Raw genomic sequence first — 19,151 nt, 5'->3', positions numbered from 1 at the left:
GCAGCCTGTGGATTCGACTCTGGGCGTGCTTCGCTCAAGCCTTCGTCACGAGATCGGCGTACTGCGGGAATCGTTGCAGATAGTCCTGGACGTAGCTGCACGTCGGGACGATGAGACCGCCCTCGTCCCGGATCTGATCGAGAACGCTGGTCACCAGTGTGCGCGCGAAGCCGCGGCGTGAGAAGCCTTCGGAGATGATTGTGTGTTGGAGTTCGACCTTCTGCTCGTCGATGACGCGATAGGCGAGGAAGCCTGCGAACTGGACGGGATCCTCAGCAGTGAAGATCTCATAGCGTTCGCGACCAGGATTCTTGACCACCGTGACGGGGGTGGAACTGAGTTCAGGCTGCATATGGGACTCCTTGTCAGCGGCATGGTCCTTGATAGGAACATTACAGGGTGGCGCCGGTATCTTCACTCTCCGACGCCACCCTGTTTCAGTCCGTTCAGGCGGTGGTCTTCGCTGACAGCCCTTCCGCCCCGACGGGAGCGGTGGTCTTGCGCTGCAGTCGCTTCTCCAGCCACCGGGCGATGCCGGCGACGATCATGTTGATGATGATGAACAGCACCGCACCGACGAGGAACGTCGGGAGCAGGTTGTTGTACTCACGGCCGATGAGGTTCACCTGGTACAGCAGGTCCTGGTAGGTGACGATGAATCCCAGGGCCGAGTCCTTGAGCAGCACGACGATCTGAGCGATGATCGTGGGCATCATCGCGCGCAGAGCCTGCGGCATCAGCACCAGACTCATCACCTGCCCCGGACGCATACCGATGGCCATGCCGGCTTCCCGTTGTCCCTTCGGAACGGCGAGGATGCCGGCACGGATGATCTCTGCCAGAACCATACCGTTGTAGAGCGTGAGGCCGATGACGACTGACCAGAATGCTCCGATGGTGTTGCCGAAGATGAGGAACATCGCAAAGATCAGCAGCAGGACTGGCACACCGCGGAAGAACTCGAGGATGATGGTCCCCGGCACCGAGATGATCTTCTTGCTTGAGAGTCGCAGCAGCGCGAACACGACGCCGACGACAAGGGCCAGCAGAGAGGCGACGACCGCGACCTTCAGCGTTGCCCCCATTCCTTGAAGCAGCACGAGCTGAATCTGGGAGAACGTGAATGGGTACCATTTCGCAGGGTCCAGCTGCCCGGCGTCTGCGAACTTCCAGATCACGAAGGCGATGAGCGCGGCCAGCACAAGCACGGAGACGAACGAGAGGATGATGTTGTTGCGACGGGCCTTGGGGCCGGGTTCGTCGAACAGGACCTGAGTCGGTGCGCTCATCGCAGGATCACCAGCTTCTTCTCGAGGTAGTCGAAGACGCGACCGAGGATCAGCGCCAGGATCAGGTAGGCAAGAGCGGTCCCGAACAGCAGTGGGACCACCAGGTCGCCTCGAACTTCGATGGCATTGCGCATGGCTGAGATGAGTTCACGGTTGTTGAACGCCGAGGCGATCGAGGTGTTCTTCAACAGCGCGATGATGACGCTGCCCAGAGGCGGGATGACGGTGCGGAATGCCTGGGGCAGAACGACCTGGTTCAGGGTCTGTCCGAACGTGAGTCCGATGGCCCGTGCTGCTTCGGCTTGGCCCACTGGAACCGTCGAGATCCCTGACTTGAGGGTCTCGGCGACGAAACAGGCCGTATAGGCCGTCAGCGCCAGCGTTGCATAGACGAAGGAATTGAAGGAGCTCGTCGCGCCGAAGCGGATGTCGAGGAACGGCAGCCCGAAGGCGCAGAAGAACATCACCAGCGTCAGCGGCGTGTTCCTGACGACGTTGATGTACGTCGAGGCTGCGGTCCGCAGGACCGGCGTCGGTGAGACCCGCATGCCGGCCAGGATCGTACCCAGTATGAGGGCGCCGATCAGGGCGACGGCGAAGAGTTTGATGGTGCCCCAGATGCCGGAGAGGAACATCTCGAGAAGTTGCAGAAAATCCATTCCAGATTCCTTAATCGATGTGAGGGCACCGTTGGGTGCCCTCACATCATGTCAATCTGAAGGCTGGTCAGTAACGGTCGATCTTGGGCATGTCGACATCATCGGTGGAACCGAGGGTGTATTCGAATGCCTTCTTCCAGTCACCGTCGTCCATGCCCTTCTGCAGGGCATCGTTGACGGCGTCACGCATGGCGTCGTCTCCCTTGGGCAGGCCGACACCGTATGGTTCTTCGGTGAACGGTTTGCCGACGACCTTGAACTCGCCTTCGTACTGCTTGGCGTAGCCACGCAGGATCGCGTCATCGGTGGTCACCGCGTCAACGGAACCCGACTGCAGGTCAGTGACACACTTCGAGTAGGTGTCATAGGCCACGAGCTCTGCCTTGGTGTACTTCTCTTCGATGTTCTGTGCCGGAGTCGACCCGTCCACGGAGCAGACCTTCTTGCCGTCGAGATCGTCGGGACCGGCGATGTCGGAGTCCTTCGCCACGAGCAGATCCTGACCGGCGATGTAGTACGGTCCGGCAAAGTCAACGACCTTCTTGCGTTCGTCATTGATCGTGTACGTGGCCACGATCATGTCGACGTTGCCCTGCTGCAGGAAGGGCTCACGGTTGGCAGAGACGGTCTCTGTGTACTTGATCTGGTCCGGGCTGAAGCCCAACTGTGCGGCCACCATCTTCGCGATCTCGATATCGAAGCCCGCAGGCTCCTTCGTGCCGGCCTTGACGTTGCCGAGTCCCGGCTGGTCGTACTTGACGCCGATCTTCAGCTTGCCGGCATCCTTGGCGGCTTTCCAGGTCTTGGAGTCTTTGAAATCGGCGCTGTCGTTGACTGTGTACTCAGGTGCCTTGGCCTGGTCACCGTCGCCCTCGGCCGGTGCATCAGGGCTTCCGCCTTGACCGCAGCCGCTGAGTGCGAGCAGTCCGATGGCAACAGATGCGATTGAGAGTCTGAGCTTCTTCATCGTTTCTCCTTGTGAGTGTGGTGCATGTGACGGGGTGGTGTGGTACAAAACTGAAAATGGTGCATTGCTGAACGCCGAACAGCTTCGTTCGGCGCGCTCAGCGAGTGAGGATCTTGGACAGGAAGTCCTTGGCGCGTGGAGTCTTCGGGTTGGTGAAGAACTCCTCAGGCTCGGCGACCTCGACGATCTCACCGTCGGCCATGAAGACGACCCGGTGCGCGGCTTTCCTGGCGAAGCCCATCTCGTGGGTCACGACCACCATGGTCATGCCTTCTTCGGCGAGTCCGACCATGACGTCGAGGACCTCGTTGATCATCTCGGGGTCCAGCGCCGAGGTGGGCTCGTCGAAGAGCATCACCTTCGGCTTCATCGCCAACGAACGGGCGATGGCGACTCGCTGCTGCTGTCCACCGGAGAGCTGTGCAGGGTATTTATCTGCTTGGTGGGCGACTCCGACGCGTTCGAGCAGAGCCATTGCCTGGTTTTCGGCTTCGGCTTTGGACAGTTTGCGGACCTTGATCGGCCCGAGGGTGACGTTCTCCAAAATCGTCTTATGGGCGAAGAGGTTGAAGGCCTGGAAGACCATGCCCACGTCGGAGCGCAGCTGTGCCAGGGCGGCACCTTCGGCAGGCAGTTGTTTGCCGTCGATCGTAATCGAGCCTGAGGTGATGGTCTCCAGGCGGTTGATCGTCCGGCACAGAGTGGATTTGCCGGAACCGGACGGGCCGATGACGACGACGACTTCGCGTTCTTTGATATTGAGGTTGATGTGCTTCAGCGCGTGAAAATCACCGTAGTGCTTCTCGACATCTGTGACGGACACCAACGGTGGTGATTCAGCTCTCATGGCTATTGATCTTAGTGAATAACGCTCGCACATGAAAAACGTGGGGTCTTGCCAGAAAAACTGCAACCGACTTGTGACCTGGGTCATTCGTCGGTTGCAGTCTTAGAACCTTCACATGGCAGCGGTGTTCTGGATGATCTTCTCGCCTTCTTCGCGGAGCTCGATCTTGCGGATCTTGCCCGATACCGTCATCGGAAATGATTCCCGGACCTCGACGTAGCGCGGAATTTTGAAGTGAGCCAACCTGCCGGAGCAGAAGTCCTTGACCTCGGTCGCGCTCAGAGCGTCGAAGCCGTCCTTGAGGATAACCCAGGCCATGAGCTCCTCACCGTATTTCTCATCCGGGATCCCGACCACCTGGACATCCTTGATCGATGGGTGGTGGTAGAGGAACTCCTCCACCTCACGGGGGTAGACGTTCTCTCCACCGCGGATGACCATGTCCTTGATCCGTCCGGAGATGTCGACGTAGCCGTCATCATCCATGATTCCAAGGTCTCCGGTGTGGATCCAACGAGACTCATCGATCGCCTCGGCGGTCTTCTCCGGATTTTCCCAATACCCGAGCATGACCGCATAGCCGCGGGTGCACAATTCGCCCTTCTGCCCGCGTGGGACGGCTTGGCCTGTGACCGGGTCGGCGATCTTGATTTCAAGATGCGGCATGACACGACCGACGGTTTGAGTGCGAGCCTCAAGGGAATCATCGACGCGGGTCATCATCGACACCGGCGAGGTCTCAGTCATTCCGTAGCAGATGGCGACCTCCTCCATATTCATGTCGTTGATGACGCGTTTCATGATTTCGACCGGGCAGGGCGAGCCAGCCATGACTCCTGTGCGCAGCGAACCGAGGTCGTAGCTTGCGAAGTCTGGATGCTCGAGTTCTCCGATGAACATCGTCGGTACGCCGTAGAGTGAGGTCGCCTTCTCCTCTGACACTGCCTTCAGTGTCGCCGCAGGATCGAAACCGGGTGCGGGCAGGATGATGGCGGCACCGTGGCTCAGAGCCGCAAGGTTTCCGATGACCATGCCGAAGCAGTGGTAGTACGGCACCGGAAGGACCACGGAGTCCTCCGCGGAGTATGACAGCAGCTCTCCGATGAAGAAGCCGTTGTTGAGGATGTTGTGGTGGCTCAGCGTCACCCCCTTGGGGAAGCCGGTTGTGCCCGAGGTGTATTGGATGTTGATCGGGTCGTCCATCGCCAGCTCGCCGATGAGCTTGTCCAGGCGTACCGAATATTTGGCCGCGTCATCATCGAGCAGGTCTCGACCGCTGCCGATCAGGTGCGCGAAGGACTCGCGTTCGCCGATGACCGCGTCCCCAAGCAGGTCGGAGGGAACGGTGTCGATGAAGACCAGCTCGAGGCCCGGAACCTTCGCCGCGACCTCGGTCGCGATCGCGTGGAAGTCCGAGTGTGGGGGCGCAGTGATCTGGGAGACGAGCATTGTCATCCCGGACTGCTTGGCGACGTATTCGAGCTCATGGCTGCGGTAGGAGGGATTGACGTTGACGAGGATCGCGCCGATCTTGGCGGTAGCGTACTGGATCAGCGCCCATTCGGCGACGTTCTGCGCCCAGATTCCGACCCTGTCACCCTTCTTCACTCCGCGTTCGAGCAGGCCGATCGCCAAGGCGTCGGTATCGCGGTCGAACTCAGCATAGGTCCAACGGCGATCGGAATAGCGATCGACAAGAGCTGGCTCCTGGGCATATGTGGTCGCTGTGGCCTTGAGGTGTGCGGGAATGGTCTGACCCAACAGCGGTGTCTCGGAAGGACCTGAGGAATAGGAAAGTTCTGCCACGTCGTTGTGCTCCTTATTGCAATTTCAATGTGACTGCTGTGACCTAATGCACAGTATTCCCTCTGCGTCGGTGGCGCAAAAGCTGGTCAGGAAATCGTGCCCCAGCATGCCCGATCCCACGTCGGCGATTCGCTGACCCACCTGCCCCACCGGTGACACGGTGGCCACCTGACCGGAGTCGATGTGCACCAGGGTCGCTGCCAAGGTGGTGACATCCTCGGCGTCATGGGTGATGATGATCGCGCTGCGACCGGTGAGAGCCTTGGCCAGCACTCGCCTGGTCTCGACCTTGACGTCGACGTCGAGGGCAGCCAAAGGTTCGTCGAGCAGCAGCAGCTTCGGGTCGACCACGAGAGCCCTGGCCAACGCGATCCTGGCCGCCTGTCCCCCGGACACAGCCTCCGGCGCCCGATCAGAGCAATGGCCGACACCGAGGCTGTTGAGCATGTCCTGCGCAGCCGCACGTGCTTCGCCGGCGGCCTGTCCTTGAGCATTGAGCCCGAAGGCCACATTGTCGATGACGTTCAGATGCGGGAACAGAAGCGGTGTCTGTGCGAGGTGGACGATTCCACGGGCGTGGATAGGAGGCCACTTATCGCATTCGAGGTCGAAGATGGTGTCCTCGCCGATGCGCAGGGAACCTGATTCGGCGGATATGGCACCGGTCATGAGTTGGAACAGGCTGGACTTGCCTGCCCCATTGCGTCCGATCAGAGCCGTCGTCGCCCCAGAAGGAATCGAGAGGCCGATGTCCAGACCACGCTCGGGTACAGACGCGCAGAGATGGATCGCGGAGGCGCTCGCCGTCCTCGGTTCGATGCCTCTCGCCTGTGACCCGCCCGCCTGAGCCACTCCCATCGATGGTGTCGTCGGCTCGGATACCCGGAGGGTCTGTGCTCGGAGTCTGGGTGTGCGGAGTCGGGGTGCGTGAGGGGAACGATAGGCGAGGACGATGATGATCAGGGCGACGGCGATGAGGAGCAGAGACAACGCAATTGCTGATTGCGGGTCGGTTTCCCGGACCAGATAGATCTGCAGCGGCATCGTGCGGGTGACGCCGGAGAGGGAGCCGGCGAAGGTCAGGGTCGCACCGAACTCCCCCAACGCCCGTGCGAAGCAGAGAACGGCACCGGTCATGATCCCCTGGCGCAGGAGCGGAAGCGTGACGTGGAAGAACACGCGGTTGGGTGTGGCGCCGAGTTCAGCGGCGGCGAGTTCGAAGTCCTGGCCGCGGGCGGCCACAGCCGTCTCGACGGACATGACCATGAATGGCAGTGACACGAAGATCTGTGCGAAGACCACTGCTGCCGACGTGTAGGCCAACCCGAGTCCCATGTCGGCGAGCAGGGATCCGAGAGCCGCGGTTCGTCCCCAGGTGTAGAGAAGGGCCAGACCGCTGACGACCGGTGGCAGGACGAGCGGAAGCAATATGAGCGTACGGATGACGCGTTGTCCGCGGAAGTTCCGGGTTGCCAGCAGGTACCCCAGAGGAAATCCGATGACCACGCAGGTCAAGGCCGCAATAATGGAAGTCAGCAGCGACAGACCCATCGCCAAGCGTGATTCAGGTGCCAGGATGACCTCGCCGAGGTGGCCCGGATCGATTCGTGCGACCAGACCGATGATCGGGACCAAGAGGAAGGCGATGCCGAGCGCAGCGGGAATCCACAGCCACCTCGGCAGCGCCGAGTGATGGTGGCGTGTACGCGTCTTCGTCATCATGGGGAGGAGAATCCAGCGTCTGTCAGCGAACGTGACGCTTCCTTCGACGCTAGGAACTTCACGAAGGCATCGGCGGCGTCCTTATTGTCGCTGGCGTCAACGGTGGCTGCGGGGTATTTGTTGATGACCTTGTCGGCGCCGTCGAGTTCGACCTCTTCGACATCTCCTCCTGCGCGGGCGACATCGGTGACGTATACGATGCCGGCATCGGCCTGACCTGCGCTGATTTTGCCCAGCACATCGGTGACGGAATTCTCCTCGCTGACCGGATCGAGCGTGACAGAGTTCTTTTTCGCCCACGTCTGGGTCGCCGCACCGCAGGGCACCTGCGGTGCACAGACGACGAGGTCCTTGCCGGCGAAGTCCTTCGAGGTTTTGATCTTGCCCGGGTTTCCCTCGGGGACAGCCAGAGTCAGGGTGTTCGAGGCGAAGATCGAGGGCTGTCCGGCCAGCAGGTCCTCTCCGGCGAGAGTGTCCATGGTCTTCTCATCGGCGGTGGCGATGACGTCTGCCGGCGCCCCTTCGGAGATCTGTGCGACAAGGTCCGAGGATCCGGCGAAGGAGAATTTCACATCTACATCAGGCTCAGACTTGGAGAACTCTTCGGCGACCTCGCCGAACACCTCAGTCAAGGAGGCCGCGGCGAAGACGGTCAGAGTCGTCTTCTCCCCGGATGGAGAGTCCGAATCTGTGCCGGTGGAGCAGGCGGTCAGTGAGAGCAGTGCGACGATGCAGGCTGCGGACAGAAACTTCATCTCTCCATTAAACCCGCATTTGCACTCAGAACGTTAATCCATCTCCGCAATTGCGGACAATAGATGGTTGAATGAGCGAATTCACTGCCTCAGCGAACACCTGCCGTGTCGATGGAGACCATTGTCGCCTTCACCGAGGCCGTGGCAAGGCTGCCGGGTCCGAGTTCAAGTTGCCTGCATGCTTCTGCTGACATCAGGGATACGACCCGGAACGGACCGCACTGGAGGCTGACCTGGGCCATCACGCCGTCGATGACAACGTCGGTGACCAGTCCAGCGAATCGGTTGCGCGCGGAGCTGACGACTCCTGTCGGATCTTCGAGGGCGGCCGAACTCGACTGAGCCAGGGCCACGAGTTCGCGCCCCTCGACCACAGCACGATTGGAGGTGTCCTTACGCTGGGTCAGTTTGCCTTCGCTGACCCACCGGCGGATGGTGTCATCACTGACTCCGAGGAAACGGGCCGCGTCGCTGATGCGCAGTTCGGTCATTCGAGGGCACCGACCCATTCGTCGTCACCGTCGGCGAAGAACTGGTGCTTCCAGATCGCCACCCGGGCCTTGACCTCATCGATGAGCTCAGAGCAGGCGGCGAAGGAATCGTGACGATGTGGTGAGGCGACGACCGCGGCCAAGGCCACATCGCCGATCTCGAGGGCACCAACGCGGTGGACGACGGACAGACGCACGGCCGGATGCTTTGCCGCAATCTCAGCGGCCACCTCGGCGATCTGATCACCGGCCACTGGATGGGACTCATACGCCAGCCGGGTGACTCCTCGCCCCCCGTCATGGTCGCGGATGACACCGGAGAAGCTGACCACAGCGCCACAGGTGTCGTCGAGGACATCGGGTTCAAGAGCAGCAGTGCTGATCGGGGTCTCGACGATGCCGGTGTGGATGACGCTCATGCTTCCCGATTCCAATCGCCGCTGCGTCCACCCGACTTCTCGATGACCTTGATGTCACCGATGATCGCCTGGTTGTCGACGGCTTTGATCATGTCGAAGATAGTCAGCGCGGCGATGGACACAGCCGTCAGCGCCTCCATCTCGACCCCGGTCTTCGACACGGTCTTCACCGCACCGGTGATGCGGACGCCTTCATCGAGGAGTTCGAAGTCGACATCGATGCCGGTCAGCGGCAGAGGGTGGCACAGCGGGATGAGCTCGCTGGTGCGTTTGGCGCCCATGACTGCGGCGATACGGGCCACGGGCAGGGCATCGCCCTTGGGCAGACCCGCCTCGGCGATGATATCGATCACCTCGCTTCGGGTGGTGATGAGTGCGGTGGCGACGGCGCGACGTTTGGTGACGTCCTTATCGCCGACGTCGACCATATGGGCGGCACCGGAGTCGTCGATGTGCGTGAGTGTCATGTGATCTTCCACGTCTTCAGCCTATCGTCTGCGCCGTGCTCGGACTCATTCGCCTGCGCCCCGGAAGCTGCTGACCGCGCTCCGGAATCTGTCGGTGGGATGAAGACCAGATGTGTGCTCAGGGCGTAGTTGTGGAGCAGATGCGAACGTGCGCCCCCGACAAGCTTGAGGCCTTCGGCATCCATCACGGCCCGCCGCACCTGCAGCTTTCCACTGGGCGGAGCCTCATCGAGGCCCCCGAGGAGCCGGTGGTATTCGGTCTCGCGAGGTTCCTCATCCACGGCCAGACCCAGCAGTGCAGGCCGAATGAACATCTCGAAGCTGATCAAGGCGCTGACGGGGTTACCGGGCAGAGCCACCCAGGCGGTGTTCGCCAGATGCCCGCATCCCTGCGGCCCGCCGGGCTGCATCGCGATGGGCTCGAAGACCATGCTCGACTCTCCATCGAGGTCAGCAGCGAGTTTGACGACCTCATGGGCGCCCTTCGAGATCCCACCGGTGGAGATGACGAGATCGCAGTCGGCACCGCGAACGGCATCGAGCAGCGCCTGGGGATCGTCGGGGACGGTGATGATGGATGTGTCGACACCGAGGCGACGCAGGCTGGCACCCAGGGTGATCGAATTCGCGTCGTGGATGCCGGCAGCGGCTTCGGCCGTGATCTCATCCCCGGTGCTCACGATGAGCACACGCGGCAGACTTTGAACCTCGAGCGCGGTGATTCCGCAGGAGGCCGCGACGCCGAGGTGAGCCGGCGTGAGCATCAGACCAGCATCGAGCACCGTTGTCCCGGCGGTGACGTCGCTGCCACGAGTGCGCACGAAGGTGCCGGGCCGAGGGCCTGTGTCCGTGCTCGGCAGTGCGATAGTGATCTCCGGCGCACCGAATTCCGCCGGGGCTGTGGCCTCGATGGCGATGACGGTGTCCGTGCCCTCCGGCAGCGGCGCCCCTGTCATGATCTCGATGACGGCACCGGGTGCCACTTTCTCACCGATGGCGCCGGCAGCGACCCTTCCGCGAACGGGCAAGGGGCCGTAGACTGTATGGGCATTTCCCTGCGCATCGTGATCAGGTCGTTGTGCTGCGGCATTCAGAGTAGAAGCCGCCACGGCGTATCCGTCCATGCTCGAATTGTCGAAGCCGGGAACGTCGATGGGCGAGGCGACGCTGGTCGCGAGCCTGCGCGGTGCATCGAGGAGGTCACTGATCGACACGGTCTGTGTGTCTAGGAGTGCAGAGATCGTCTCTTGGACACGGTGACGATGCATCATGGCGGTAGTCATGGGACGATGATATCCATAATGTTGATCAAGGAGGATGGCAGAATGCGGAAGATCAGCCTGCCCACACCTGTACTGAGGACTCCAACCGTGGACCCGGGTGAGACGTTCACAGCGCATCAGGAGGATTCGCTCCTGGACACCTTCGGCAGACGAGCCCGAGACCTGCGCATCTCGCTGACCGATTTCTGCAACCTGCGATGCAGCTACTGCATGCCCGAAGAAGGTGTGGAGTTCATGTCTCGCGATGCGGCGATGACGGCCGAGGAGATCATCCGCTTCGTGCGCATCGGGGTGGAGAAGTTCGGCGTCGACCAGGTCAGATTCACCGGCGGGGAACCGTTGACTCGCAAGGACGTCACCGACATCGTCGCCGGAGTCGCCGCGCTGGAACCCCGGCCCAATATCGCTCTGACGACGAATGCCATCGGTCTCGATAAGCGCGCGGCGAAGCTGCGGGACGCGGGACTCGACCGCATCAATGTCTCTCTCGACACCGTCGACCCTGAAACCTTCGCCACGATCACTCGCCGCCCGTTCCTCAACCGGGTGCTCGAAGGAATCGAGGGTGCCCAAGCCGCAGGTATGGACCCTGTGAAGATCAATGCTGTTCTGCTGCCCGGTGTCAACGACGGCCAGGCTCCAGAACTGTTGGCATGGTGCCTCGAGCGCGGACTCAAACTGCGCTTCATCGAGCAGATGCCCCTCGACGCCGGACACTCCTGGGAACGCGGCACCATGATCACGGCCGCTGACATCTTCGCTCTGCTTGAGCCCGATTTCGTCCTCACCCCGGATTCGGCCCCTCGGAACGGTGCTCCGGCAGAGAAGTTCCTCGTTGCCAGTAGGGATGACCCGGAGACCATCATCGGCGACGTAGGCATCATCGCCTCGGTGACCCGTCCGTTCTGCGCCGACTGCACCCGCACCCGCCTGACCGCAGAGGGACGGGTGCGCACCTGCCTGTTCTCACACACCGAGGTCGACCTGCTCACCGCCATGCGCGGTGGTGCCGACGATGAAGCCATCGCTAATCTGTGGAAGGGCGCGCACTGGAAGAAGCTGGCGGGTCACGGCATGGATTCCGAGTCCTTCGAACAGCCCCAACGTCCCATGAGCGCCATCGGAGGATAAGTGCCCCAGATCAGAGTCCGGTTCTTCGCAGCCGCACGAGAAGCCTTCGGAACAAAGGAATGCACCGCGACTGCGGCGACCATTGACGAACTGATCGCGACGCTGACGAAGGATGCCGGTGCGGAGGCGACAACAGTCATCTCCCGTTCAAGCTTCCTGGTCAACGCGATCGCGGCCACAGATCCTCGCGCGGCTCTGAGCGAGGGCGACATCGTCGACGTGCTCCCACCTTTCGCCGGCGGCTGAGAGTGTCAGTGCGACTGGGATTCTAAGTACGGCACGGAGTCTCAGCGAGGCAGTGACAGATACGCGAGATAGCCCCCGGAGACCGAGGTGACATCCGCACCCTGTGCACGCAGCTGAGCGCAGGCCCGCGAGGAGCGCACGCCCGAACGGCAGTAGAGTGCGACTGGCTCCTGATCGGCGATCTGTCCGGGATCGGCGAGGAGAGCGTCGATGGGGATGTGCTGTGCTCCGGGGACCATTCCTCCCGAGACTTCTTCATCGTCTCTGATGTCGACGAGGTGCGTGCCGGGTGCGATGTTCGCCCACGTCACGCTCGGATCCGTGCCCGCTGAGGTCCCAGACGACAACCCGTTTTCGTGTACACCGTGTTCGCCGTGCTCGGCACCATAGTCGCCGAGGTGGCTCTCCAGGTCCCTGACCGGATCCCGGTGCGGTATCCGACCTACCGGAACGCTCTCCCAGCTGGCGTCGAGGCTGCTGTGGATGGAGACCGCGTTGTAGAGCGGGGAGCCGATGCCGGTGAGAATTTTGATCGTCTCCATCGCCATGGCTGCACCGATGCTTCCACACAGCGCCCCGAGGACTCCGGCAGTCGCACAGTCCGGGACCGACCCGGGTGCGGGGACGACCGGGTAGAGGTCGCGCAGGGTTGACCCCTGGGTGGTGTCGAAGACAGCGACCTGGCCGTCGAATCCGAGGATCGTGCCCCAGACGAGGGGCTTCTCAAGGATCTCGCAGGCGTCGTTGGCTAGGTATCTCGTCGCGAAGTTATCGCTTCCGTCGATGACGATATCGACGTCACCGATGAGGTCGAGGGCGTTGTCCGGTGTCAGCAGCACCGGGTGGGTGATGATGTCGAGGGTCGAGTTCAGCTCGCCCATCCGCTGTTTGGCAGATTCGACCTTCCGATGGCCCACGCGTGCCTCAGAGTGGATGAATTGGCGGTGCAGGTTGCTCAGTTCCACCGTGTCGGGGTCGACGATGCTGATGCGTCCGACACCGGCGGCCGCCAGATACGTCAGGACCGGTGCCCCGAGCCCACCGGCGCCGATGACGAGTACATGGGAGTTGAGGAGCGCGGATTGGGCCTGCGGGCCGAAACCGCTGAGGCGGATCTGGCGTGCATAGCGTGCCGTGTCCGCAGAACTGAGCGCATGTCCTGACATGTGCCTCAGTCTAGTCGGCATCGACACTCAGACACCTCGCCATCGCCGCTCGGGCAGCTTGGCATTCGAACTCATGCTTGGAATCAGCAGTCAAGGACCTTAATGGTGTCCCCGTCGCGAATGGCCCCTGGGCCTTGCGGGACTCGGATGATGACATCGGCGCCGGAGAAGTCTCGCAGTCGTGAACGTTCGAAAGCTGCGATCTCTCCCCCAATGTTGAAGCAGCCAGGCACCAGGCTGAGGGCCTTGCCGTGGCCACTGATTTCGGGGCCAGCGTAGACAGCCTTCTTCCACCGCGCCGCGAGAGGACTGGCCTCGATGACCGATCGTGCGAAGAGGTGGAAGGACAGGAGTGCCCCTGTCGGAGTGCCGGGGAAATGCAGCAGAGGGACATCGTCGCAGCGTCCGTAACCCTGGGGCCCTCCGGGGCGCATCGTCAGGCGCAGGAACGTCGAATGGTCATCGCTCAGGGTCTGTCTGACGACTTCGAAGGCACCGGCACTGATCCCGCCGGTCGTGATGATCAGGTCAACGCAGTCGCGGAGCTCGTCGATGATCTGTCGGAAAACTGTCGGGTCATCCCCGCAGCTGCGTTCGACTGGAATGGCTCCGGCCGCAGTGATCGCGGAGCTGAGCATGGGCAGATTCGAGTTGTGGATGAACGGCTGCGCCGACTCGCCAGGATCGGCGTGCAGCTCTGCCTGCAGCTCGTCCCGGGTGTGCAGTTCATCTCCGGTGACGATGAGGCCGATGGTCAGTGGCCGGTGGACGCTGATGGTCTCGCATCCCATCATGGCCAGTGTGCCCACACCCGCAGAATTGATCACCTCACCGGCGCGGATGACGACGTCCCCACTCAGGGTGTCCTCCCCCACCGTCCTGATGTTCCAGCCAGTTCGCAGCCCCATGGGCAGCGAAGAGACGCGGATCCGGTCGGGAGCCGACCCCGTGCGCTTGGCATCGGTGAGCTCGACGGGGACGACCACCTCGGCGGTGGCGGGCACCTGAGCTCCGGTCATCACTCGCACGGCGGTGCCGGGTTTGATGTCGACCGGCTTGGTGCCGGCGGGGATGTCGCCGCGCACAACCACCTCGGCGCCGGCCCGGGCACTGGCCAACGCCTTCTTATCCAATGCGAATCCGTCCATCGCCGAGGTGGCGAAGCCGGGGATGGGAGCATCGGCGATCACCTCTTCGGCAGCGATTCTGCCGAGCGCTGACTCCGCGGGAATCGACTCCACGGTACGGTCGGGGGCCGATGAGATGATGAGTCGGCAGTATTCCTCTGGTTCCACTGATGTCCTTTCGCCTAAGTGAGATCCTACGAGGACTTCCCGATTCGAGCACTCATGTTCGGACTGTGGTGATTTAGAGTGTCAAGCGTGGACACACAAACGCGATTCGAACCTGATTCCAAACGATTCGACCTCGTTTCCTGGCCAGGACTGGCCGCAGCCCTGTTGGCACTGTCCGCTTTCATCCTGTTCGGGCTCGGAACCACATTTCCCGAGTTGAGAGCCTTCGGGTATCTGCCGATGGTGGCCTCCCTCATCGTCGCATGGATGGCCGATCGAGAATTTGCCCGCGACCTCAGCGTCATCGCCGGCAGCCTGGGGCTGATCTCCTCGATCTCGGTGGCCGCCGACATCTCGTGGACCAACATCGCCCGCATGGGGGTCGTGCTCTCTGCGGTGGTGATCATCCCCTGGCTGATCACTCGTTATGGGTTCAAGGACCGGACAATCGTCTTCCCTCTGCGTCGGGGGCAGAAATGGTCGCGGTTGGAATGGGCCTGGCTGCTGTTCGTCATCGTCGTCGCCTGGCTCATCCTCCCCCAGTACTTCATGCGCACCGGGGTCTACCTCAATTGGCCACCGATGACCCAGTGGGATGAGATAGTGCGTCTCTTCTTCGGCGTCAATGCGGTCGGGATCTGGGACGAGCTGTTCTTCATCTGCACCGTCTTCGCCCTGTTGCGCAAACACTTCGCCTTCTGGACCGCGAACGTCTTCACCACCATCATCTTCGTCTCCTTCCTGTGGGAGCTGGGCTACCGATCGATCGGGCCGGTGCTGACGATCCCGTTCGCACTCGTCCAGGCCTTTATCTTCACTCGGACGAAGTCTCTGCCCTACACCGTGACCGTTCATCTCCTCTTCGACGCGCTCGTCTTTCTCACGATCGTCCATGCCCATCATCCCGATGCGCTGCCCATCTTCATCGGGGTGTGACGAAACGCCCCAGCTCACACGGCGTGAGCAGGGGCGTTTCAGACACTTTTGAGATCGTAAGGGAACCGCCGAGGTGTCAGCGGATTCCGCGCAGTGCCTTCAGCATCGGCTTCGTCAGGGTCAGAGCCAGCAGACCGAGGATGATCGAGGCCGCACCGATCGACGTCCAATACGGCGTCTGGTTATCGGCGGAGTAGTACCCGCCCAGCACACCGGAGAGTGCGGTTCCCACGCCTGAGGCGAGGAAGAACACTGCGATCATCTGTGATTGGAACACCTTCGGTGCCACCTTCGAGGAGAAGGACAGCCCGATCGGCGAGATCATCAGTTCGGCGAAGACGAACAGCAGCAGGATGAATGCCACCCACAGCAGAGGCGTCTCATGCTCTCCGGCATTGGCGTACGGCAGGAACAGCAGGAACGCGATACCGATGATGATGAGTGAGAATCCGGCCTTGACCGGGGTCGAAATCTGTCGTGTGCCCAGCTTGAACCAGATCGCTGAGAATACTGGCGCGAAGGCGATGACGAAGATCGGCGGGATCAGCTGCAGCCAGTTGATCGGCATCTCCCATCCGAAGATCACACGGTTCATCTGCGAATCGGAATAGGCGGTCAGCGTCCCGAAAATCTGCTGATACAGCGACCAGAAGACCACACAAGTGATGAAGAACGGAATGAACGCCAGCACACGTGAGCGCTCGTCGGCGTTGGTCTGCGGGCTGCGGAACATGACGATGAAGTAGCACGCCGCTGCACCGGCCGAGATTCCCGCGATCCACCAGTCCACGTTCTCCGGATTGACGATATGCGACATCCACAGCACGACGATGAGCACGACGACGAGGGCAATGGCTGAGAGGAACAGGTAGAGCTTCGAACTCGGCAGCGGATTGACCGCTCCCCGTGACTCATCGGGCAGGTTCTTTCGACCTGTGGCATAGATGATCAGGCCCAGAGCCATACCGACGGCGGCGGCACCGAAACCGAAGTGGAAGCCGATCTGCTTCTGCAGAAGGCCGGTGATGAGCGGTCCCAGGAAAGCGCCCAGGTTGACGCCCATGTAGAAGAGGGTGAAGCCGGCATCTCTGCGCGGATCCTTCTCTGAGTAGAGTTCACCGACGAGGGCAGAGGCATTGGCCTTGAGGCCACCTGAGCCCAGCGCGACAAGAATGAGTCCGGCGGCGACTCCGCCGAAGCCGGGGATGAGCGCCAGGCAGATGTGGCCGACCATGATGATGATGGCCGAGTAGAAGAGGATCTTCTCCGCACCGAGGATTCTGTCCGCCACCCATGCGCCGAGGATCGTGGCAAGGAAGACTGCGCCGCCGTAGGCACCGACGATTCCGATGGCCGTGGGCTGAGGCATACCCAACCCGCCGTCGGTGACCTTGAAGTACAGGTAGATGGCGAGGATGCCGTTCATCCCGTAGTAGGAGAAACGCTCCCACAGTTCGAGGCTGAAGAGCTGCATGAGCGGAAGTGGGTGCCCGAAGAAACGGGTGTCGTTCCGCACGTCCTCAGTCGTTGAGGTGCTTGATGACATATCGTGCTTTCCGTTGTGGCGTGCAAACGCGCACTGTGGTGCGCGATTCACTGTGAACAACCGGCAATGCTACTCCCCGATATTGCTCAGGTCACACGATCTCAATCCTGGGACGCCGCGTCCCAGAAGGCGGAAACTACGAGTGAACCAGGTCTCTTTTTCGCGCTTTTCTGCCGACGAAGACGTTGAGCAGACCGGCGACGAGGACGAGTGCGGAAGCCGCCATCGGAACAGCCATTGCGGCCGAAGTTCCGGCCTCCTCGGCGAGGATTCCGTTGACTGCCGACGCCACCGACTGGCCGACGATGATCGCGGAACCGGCCATGGACATGATTGTCGCCGAACGACCGATGGGACTGCGCTCAGCGGCAAGGCTGAACAGGGTCACCAGCGTCGGTCCGACCGCGCAGCCCATGAGCAGGAGGGCGATGACCACGGTGGCCATTGAGGTCGATGACGCCATGATCACTGCGCCGATGAGCATCAGCGGTGCGAATGACAGCAGCCTGGCCCACAGTGCGTAGCGCGGGGAGAACACCGCGACGGTGATCGCGAGAATGGCGGATCCGATGCCCATGATGCCGTAGATGAGACCCGCTTCCTCGGGGCGTCCGAGGTCGTTCGTCAGTGAGGTCAGCGCCGTCAGCGTCGACCCGAAGACGAGCCCGATGCCGAAGACGCCGAGGATGATGACGAAGACGCCGAAGGTGAACAGCTCCTTGGCCGGGGCCTGGACTCGTGGCTGTGCCGAGGTGCTGACGACGGCCCTGCCCGTGGGGTGGAGGGCGAATGAGGTCACGAATACCAGGGTCATGATCACGGCACCGATGATCGGCGCCACCGGGTGCAGGGTTGTGGCGAGGAGACCGACGATGAAGGGGCCGAAGACGAACACGAACTCATCGGCGGCCGACTCATAGGCCATGGTGCCGTTGAGGGTCTTCTGCTGTCTGGGGCCTGAGAGTTTGGACATGATGATCTCGACGAGGCGAGAGCGTGACATCGGGGCGACCTGCGGGGCAGTGGCACCGATGGCGAAGGCGGCTAGGAGCACCACGGAATCAGGCAGGGGGCTGAAGACGACCCAGGCCATGAAGACCAAAGCGATGCTGTTGAGCAGGCCGATGGTCAGCAGCACGCGTCGTTGACCCCAGCGGTCCGCGGCAGCACCGATGAAGGAGCCGAAGATCGCCGTCCCCAGGCCGACCATGGCTGAGTTGATGCCGCCCAGACTCAGCGACTCACGACCGGCGACGACGAGGGTGAGGACTCCGATGACCACCATCGCATAGGGCAGGCGGGCCACGAAGGCGATCGGGAAATAGCTGCGGCCCACGATGGTCAGCAGCTTCGGTGCTGCGATCGCGTCGGGACGGGTGCGGGTTTCGTTGCCGGGCATATCAATCCAGTTTCTCCCCCATCTCTGCGATGGGGATCGGTGCCGCCGTGGTGACCTGGATCGAATCACTCGGTAGATGCACTCTGTTCACTCTGTCGGCGCAGTTCGGCGCTTCTTCCAGGCTACCGGGATCGGCACGCGCACACGAGGGTGCTTGCGAACTTCAGCGCTTGAGCTTGCTCACCATCGTCGCCGGGCACAGACCCCACTCTCACCCGCGACTCAGTAAGAATGCAGACGAGAATGGGAAGATGGCGACATGAACTTCCTCTCTCGAGTTGTCGTCAACGCATGTGCGATCTGGGTCGCTGCTTGGATCCTGCCTGGCGTCGTCATCGAAGGAAACCCAGTCGTCGAGGACCAGACCGGAGCGATCGCTGCCACGATCATCTCCTACCTCGTGATCGGGCTGATCTTCGGATTGGCGAACGCGTTCATCAAACCGATCCTCAGTTTCGTGTCCGCACCCATCACGTGTCTGACCCTGGGCCTGTTCTCGATCGTCATCAACGCGATCATGCTGGCCCTGACCAGCTGGCTCAGCGGCTTCACCCCATTCGAGTTCACTCTCGACAGCTTCTTCCCCTCGGCCATCCTCGCTGCGATCATCGTCTCGATCGTGTCTGCGCTTCTGGGCTGGCTGGTGCCAGAGAAGAGCTCCGCACGCGACTGATCGATTACCGCCGCAACTCGGGCGATCCTCGGACCCGGAATCTTCTCTACTGCG

At 61.7% G+C, this 19,151-nt stretch carries 20 protein-coding genes; 4 read left to right on the top strand and 16 right to left on the bottom strand.

Going from position 1 to position 19,151, the window contains the following annotated elements:
- Positions 1–34: 34 nt before the first annotated feature.
- The 12 genes from INT29_RS14815 to INT29_RS14760 form a co-directional block, all read right to left on the bottom strand.
- Entirely contained in the window at positions 35–352 is a 318-nt protein-coding gene (locus INT29_RS14815) for a GNAT family N-acetyltransferase (RefSeq protein WP_101574630.1), read from the bottom strand.
- A gap of 94 nt (positions 353–446) precedes the next feature.
- Positions 447–1,289 (bottom strand): amino acid ABC transporter permease, encoded by an 843-nt coding sequence (locus INT29_RS14810; protein ID WP_193072092.1) that lies wholly within the window; start codon positions 1,287–1,289, stop codon positions 447–449.
- On the bottom strand, positions 1,286–1,948 hold the full coding sequence (locus INT29_RS14805) for an amino acid ABC transporter permease (protein ID WP_101574628.1): 663 nt from the start codon (positions 1,946–1,948) through the stop codon (positions 1,286–1,288). The genes INT29_RS14810 and INT29_RS14805 overlap by 4 nt, the downstream gene beginning before the upstream one ends.
- A 67-nt stretch (positions 1,949–2,015) precedes the next feature.
- Positions 2,016–2,915 carry a glutamate ABC transporter substrate-binding protein gene (locus INT29_RS14800; RefSeq protein ID WP_193072090.1) on the bottom strand — a complete coding sequence of 300 codons (900 nt, stop codon included), beginning with the start codon at positions 2,913–2,915 and terminating at the stop codon, positions 2,016–2,018.
- Between the two features lie 97 nt (positions 2,916–3,012).
- Positions 3,013–3,762, bottom strand: a complete 750-nt coding sequence (locus INT29_RS14795) for an amino acid ABC transporter ATP-binding protein (protein WP_413463166.1) — start codon at positions 3,760–3,762, stop codon at positions 3,013–3,015.
- A 111-nt stretch (positions 3,763–3,873) separates the two neighbouring features.
- The gene (locus INT29_RS14790) at positions 3,874–5,568 is read right to left on the bottom strand and encodes an AMP-binding protein (protein WP_101574625.1); all 1,695 of its coding nucleotides are present in this window, start codon (positions 5,566–5,568) and stop codon (positions 3,874–3,876) included.
- A 24-nt stretch (positions 5,569–5,592) separates the two neighbouring features.
- Positions 5,593–7,290, bottom strand: a complete 1,698-nt coding sequence (locus INT29_RS14785; protein WP_226831268.1) for an ABC transporter permease — start codon at positions 7,288–7,290, stop codon at positions 5,593–5,595.
- Positions 7,287–8,045, bottom strand: a complete 759-nt coding sequence (gene modA / locus INT29_RS14780) for a molybdate ABC transporter substrate-binding protein (RefSeq protein ID WP_180959081.1) — start codon at positions 8,043–8,045, stop codon at positions 7,287–7,289. The genes INT29_RS14785 and modA overlap by 4 nt, the downstream gene beginning before the upstream one ends.
- 89 nt (positions 8,046–8,134) lie before the next feature.
- Positions 8,135–8,536 (bottom strand): TOBE domain-containing protein, encoded by a 402-nt coding sequence (locus INT29_RS14775; protein ID WP_101574624.1) that lies wholly within the window; start codon positions 8,534–8,536, stop codon positions 8,135–8,137.
- Positions 8,533–8,955: a molybdenum cofactor biosynthesis protein MoaE gene (locus INT29_RS14770; protein ID WP_193072088.1), complete on the bottom strand. Its 423-nt coding sequence runs from the start codon at positions 8,953–8,955 to the stop codon at positions 8,533–8,535. Before INT29_RS14770 ends, INT29_RS14775 begins: the two co-directional genes overlap by 4 nt.
- Entirely contained in the window at positions 8,952–9,422 is a 471-nt protein-coding gene (moaC, locus tag INT29_RS14765; RefSeq protein ID WP_101574622.1) for a cyclic pyranopterin monophosphate synthase MoaC, read from the bottom strand. Before moaC ends, INT29_RS14770 begins: the two co-directional genes overlap by 4 nt.
- Positions 9,419–10,705, bottom strand: a complete 1,287-nt coding sequence (locus tag INT29_RS14760) for a molybdopterin molybdotransferase MoeA (RefSeq protein ID WP_226831271.1) — start codon at positions 10,703–10,705, stop codon at positions 9,419–9,421. Before INT29_RS14760 ends, moaC begins: the two co-directional genes overlap by 4 nt.
- Positions 10,706–10,747: 42 nt before the next feature.
- Here INT29_RS14760 and moaA point away from each other — a divergent pair, with 42 nt between their 5' ends.
- Both moaA and INT29_RS14750 read left to right on the top strand, forming a co-directional pair.
- A complete protein-coding gene (moaA, locus tag INT29_RS14755; protein ID WP_193072087.1) occupies positions 10,748–11,836 on the top strand; it encodes a GTP 3',8-cyclase MoaA in 1,089 nt (362 codons plus the stop codon).
- Positions 11,837–12,082 (top strand): MoaD/ThiS family protein, encoded by a 246-nt coding sequence (locus INT29_RS14750; RefSeq protein ID WP_193072085.1) that lies wholly within the window; start codon positions 11,837–11,839, stop codon positions 12,080–12,082.
- Positions 12,083–12,123: 41 nt separating this feature from the next.
- On the opposite strand, the gene INT29_RS14745 is transcribed toward INT29_RS14750, so the two are convergent.
- Together INT29_RS14745 and INT29_RS20670 are read right to left on the bottom strand one after the other, a co-directional pair.
- On the bottom strand, positions 12,124–13,248 hold the full coding sequence (locus tag INT29_RS14745; RefSeq protein ID WP_101574620.1) for a ThiF family adenylyltransferase: 1,125 nt from the start codon (positions 13,246–13,248) through the stop codon (positions 12,124–12,126).
- Positions 13,249–13,331: 83 nt separating this feature from the next.
- A complete protein-coding gene (locus INT29_RS20670; RefSeq protein ID WP_101574619.1) occupies positions 13,332–14,543 on the bottom strand; it encodes a molybdopterin molybdotransferase MoeA in 1,212 nt (403 codons plus the stop codon).
- A gap of 87 nt (positions 14,544–14,630) precedes the next feature.
- Between INT29_RS20670 and INT29_RS14735 the strand changes: the two genes are divergently transcribed.
- The gene (locus INT29_RS14735) at positions 14,631–15,479 is read left to right on the top strand and encodes a CPBP family intramembrane glutamic endopeptidase (protein ID WP_257930269.1); all 849 of its coding nucleotides are present in this window, start codon (positions 14,631–14,633) and stop codon (positions 15,477–15,479) included.
- Between the two features lie 76 nt (positions 15,480–15,555).
- Here the strand turns inward: INT29_RS14735 and INT29_RS14730 are convergent, their stop codons facing one another.
- Both INT29_RS14730 and INT29_RS14725 read right to left on the bottom strand, forming a co-directional pair.
- Positions 15,556–17,025: a peptide MFS transporter gene (locus INT29_RS14730; RefSeq protein ID WP_101574617.1), complete on the bottom strand. Its 1,470-nt coding sequence runs from the start codon at positions 17,023–17,025 to the stop codon at positions 15,556–15,558.
- A 136-nt stretch (positions 17,026–17,161) separates the two neighbouring features.
- On the bottom strand, positions 17,162–18,424 hold the full coding sequence (locus INT29_RS14725) for an MFS transporter (RefSeq protein ID WP_193072083.1): 1,263 nt from the start codon (positions 18,422–18,424) through the stop codon (positions 17,162–17,164).
- 259 nt (positions 18,425–18,683) lie between these two features.
- Between INT29_RS14725 and INT29_RS14720 the strand changes: the two genes are divergently transcribed.
- Complete coding sequence (locus tag INT29_RS14720) at positions 18,684–19,097, top strand: phage holin family protein (protein ID WP_101574615.1); 414 nt, start codon at positions 18,684–18,686, stop codon at positions 19,095–19,097.
- Positions 19,098–19,151 lie beyond the last annotated feature (54 nt).

The sequence above is a fragment of the Brevibacterium sp. FME37 genome (assembly GCF_014897485.1).
GTDB lineage: Bacteria > Actinomycetota > Actinomycetes > Actinomycetales > Brevibacteriaceae > Brevibacterium.
This window is presented reverse-complemented; position numbering and strand designations above follow the sequence as displayed.

Coding starts and splice junctions, on each gene's coding strand:
- INT29_RS14815 (WP_101574630.1), bottom strand. CDS start 352: ATGCAGCCTGAACTCAGTTCCACCCCCGTCACGGTGGTCAAGAATCCT.
- INT29_RS14810 (WP_193072092.1), bottom strand. CDS start 1,289: ATGAGCGCACCGACTCAGGTCCTGTTCGACGAACCCGGCCCCAAGGCC.
- INT29_RS14805 (WP_101574628.1), bottom strand. CDS start 1,948: ATGGATTTTCTGCAACTTCTCGAGATGTTCCTCTCCGGCATCTGGGGC.
- INT29_RS14800 (WP_193072090.1), bottom strand. CDS start 2,915: ATGAAGAAGCTCAGACTCTCAATCGCATCTGTTGCCATCGGACTGCTC.
- INT29_RS14795 (WP_413463166.1), bottom strand. CDS start 3,762: ATGAGAGCTGAATCACCACCGTTGGTGTCCGTCACAGATGTCGAGAAG.
- INT29_RS14785 (WP_226831268.1), bottom strand. CDS start 7,290: ATGATGACGAAGACGCGTACACGCCACCATCACTCGGCGCTGCCGAGG.
- modA (WP_180959081.1), bottom strand. CDS start 8,045: ATGAAGTTTCTGTCCGCAGCCTGCATCGTCGCACTGCTCTCACTGACC.
- INT29_RS14775 (WP_101574624.1), bottom strand. CDS start 8,536: ATGACCGAACTGCGCATCAGCGACGCGGCCCGTTTCCTCGGAGTCAGT.
- INT29_RS14770 (WP_193072088.1), bottom strand. CDS start 8,955: ATGAGCGTCATCCACACCGGCATCGTCGAGACCCCGATCAGCACTGCT.
- moaC (WP_101574622.1), bottom strand. CDS start 9,422: ATGACACTCACGCACATCGACGACTCCGGTGCCGCCCATATGGTCGAC.
- INT29_RS14760 (WP_226831271.1), bottom strand. CDS start 10,705: ATGACTACCGCCATGATGCATCGTCACCGTGTCCAAGAGACGATCTCT.
- moaA (WP_193072087.1), top strand. CDS start 10,748: ATGCGGAAGATCAGCCTGCCCACACCTGTACTGAGGACTCCAACCGTG.
- INT29_RS14745 (WP_101574620.1), bottom strand. CDS start 13,248: ATGTCAGGACATGCGCTCAGTTCTGCGGACACGGCACGCTATGCACGC.
- INT29_RS14730 (WP_101574617.1), bottom strand. CDS start 17,025: ATGTCATCAAGCACCTCAACGACTGAGGACGTGCGGAACGACACCCGT.
- INT29_RS14725 (WP_193072083.1), bottom strand. CDS start 18,424: ATGCCCGGCAACGAAACCCGCACCCGTCCCGACGCGATCGCAGCACCG.
- INT29_RS14720 (WP_101574615.1), top strand. CDS start 18,684: ATGAACTTCCTCTCTCGAGTTGTCGTCAACGCATGTGCGATCTGGGTC.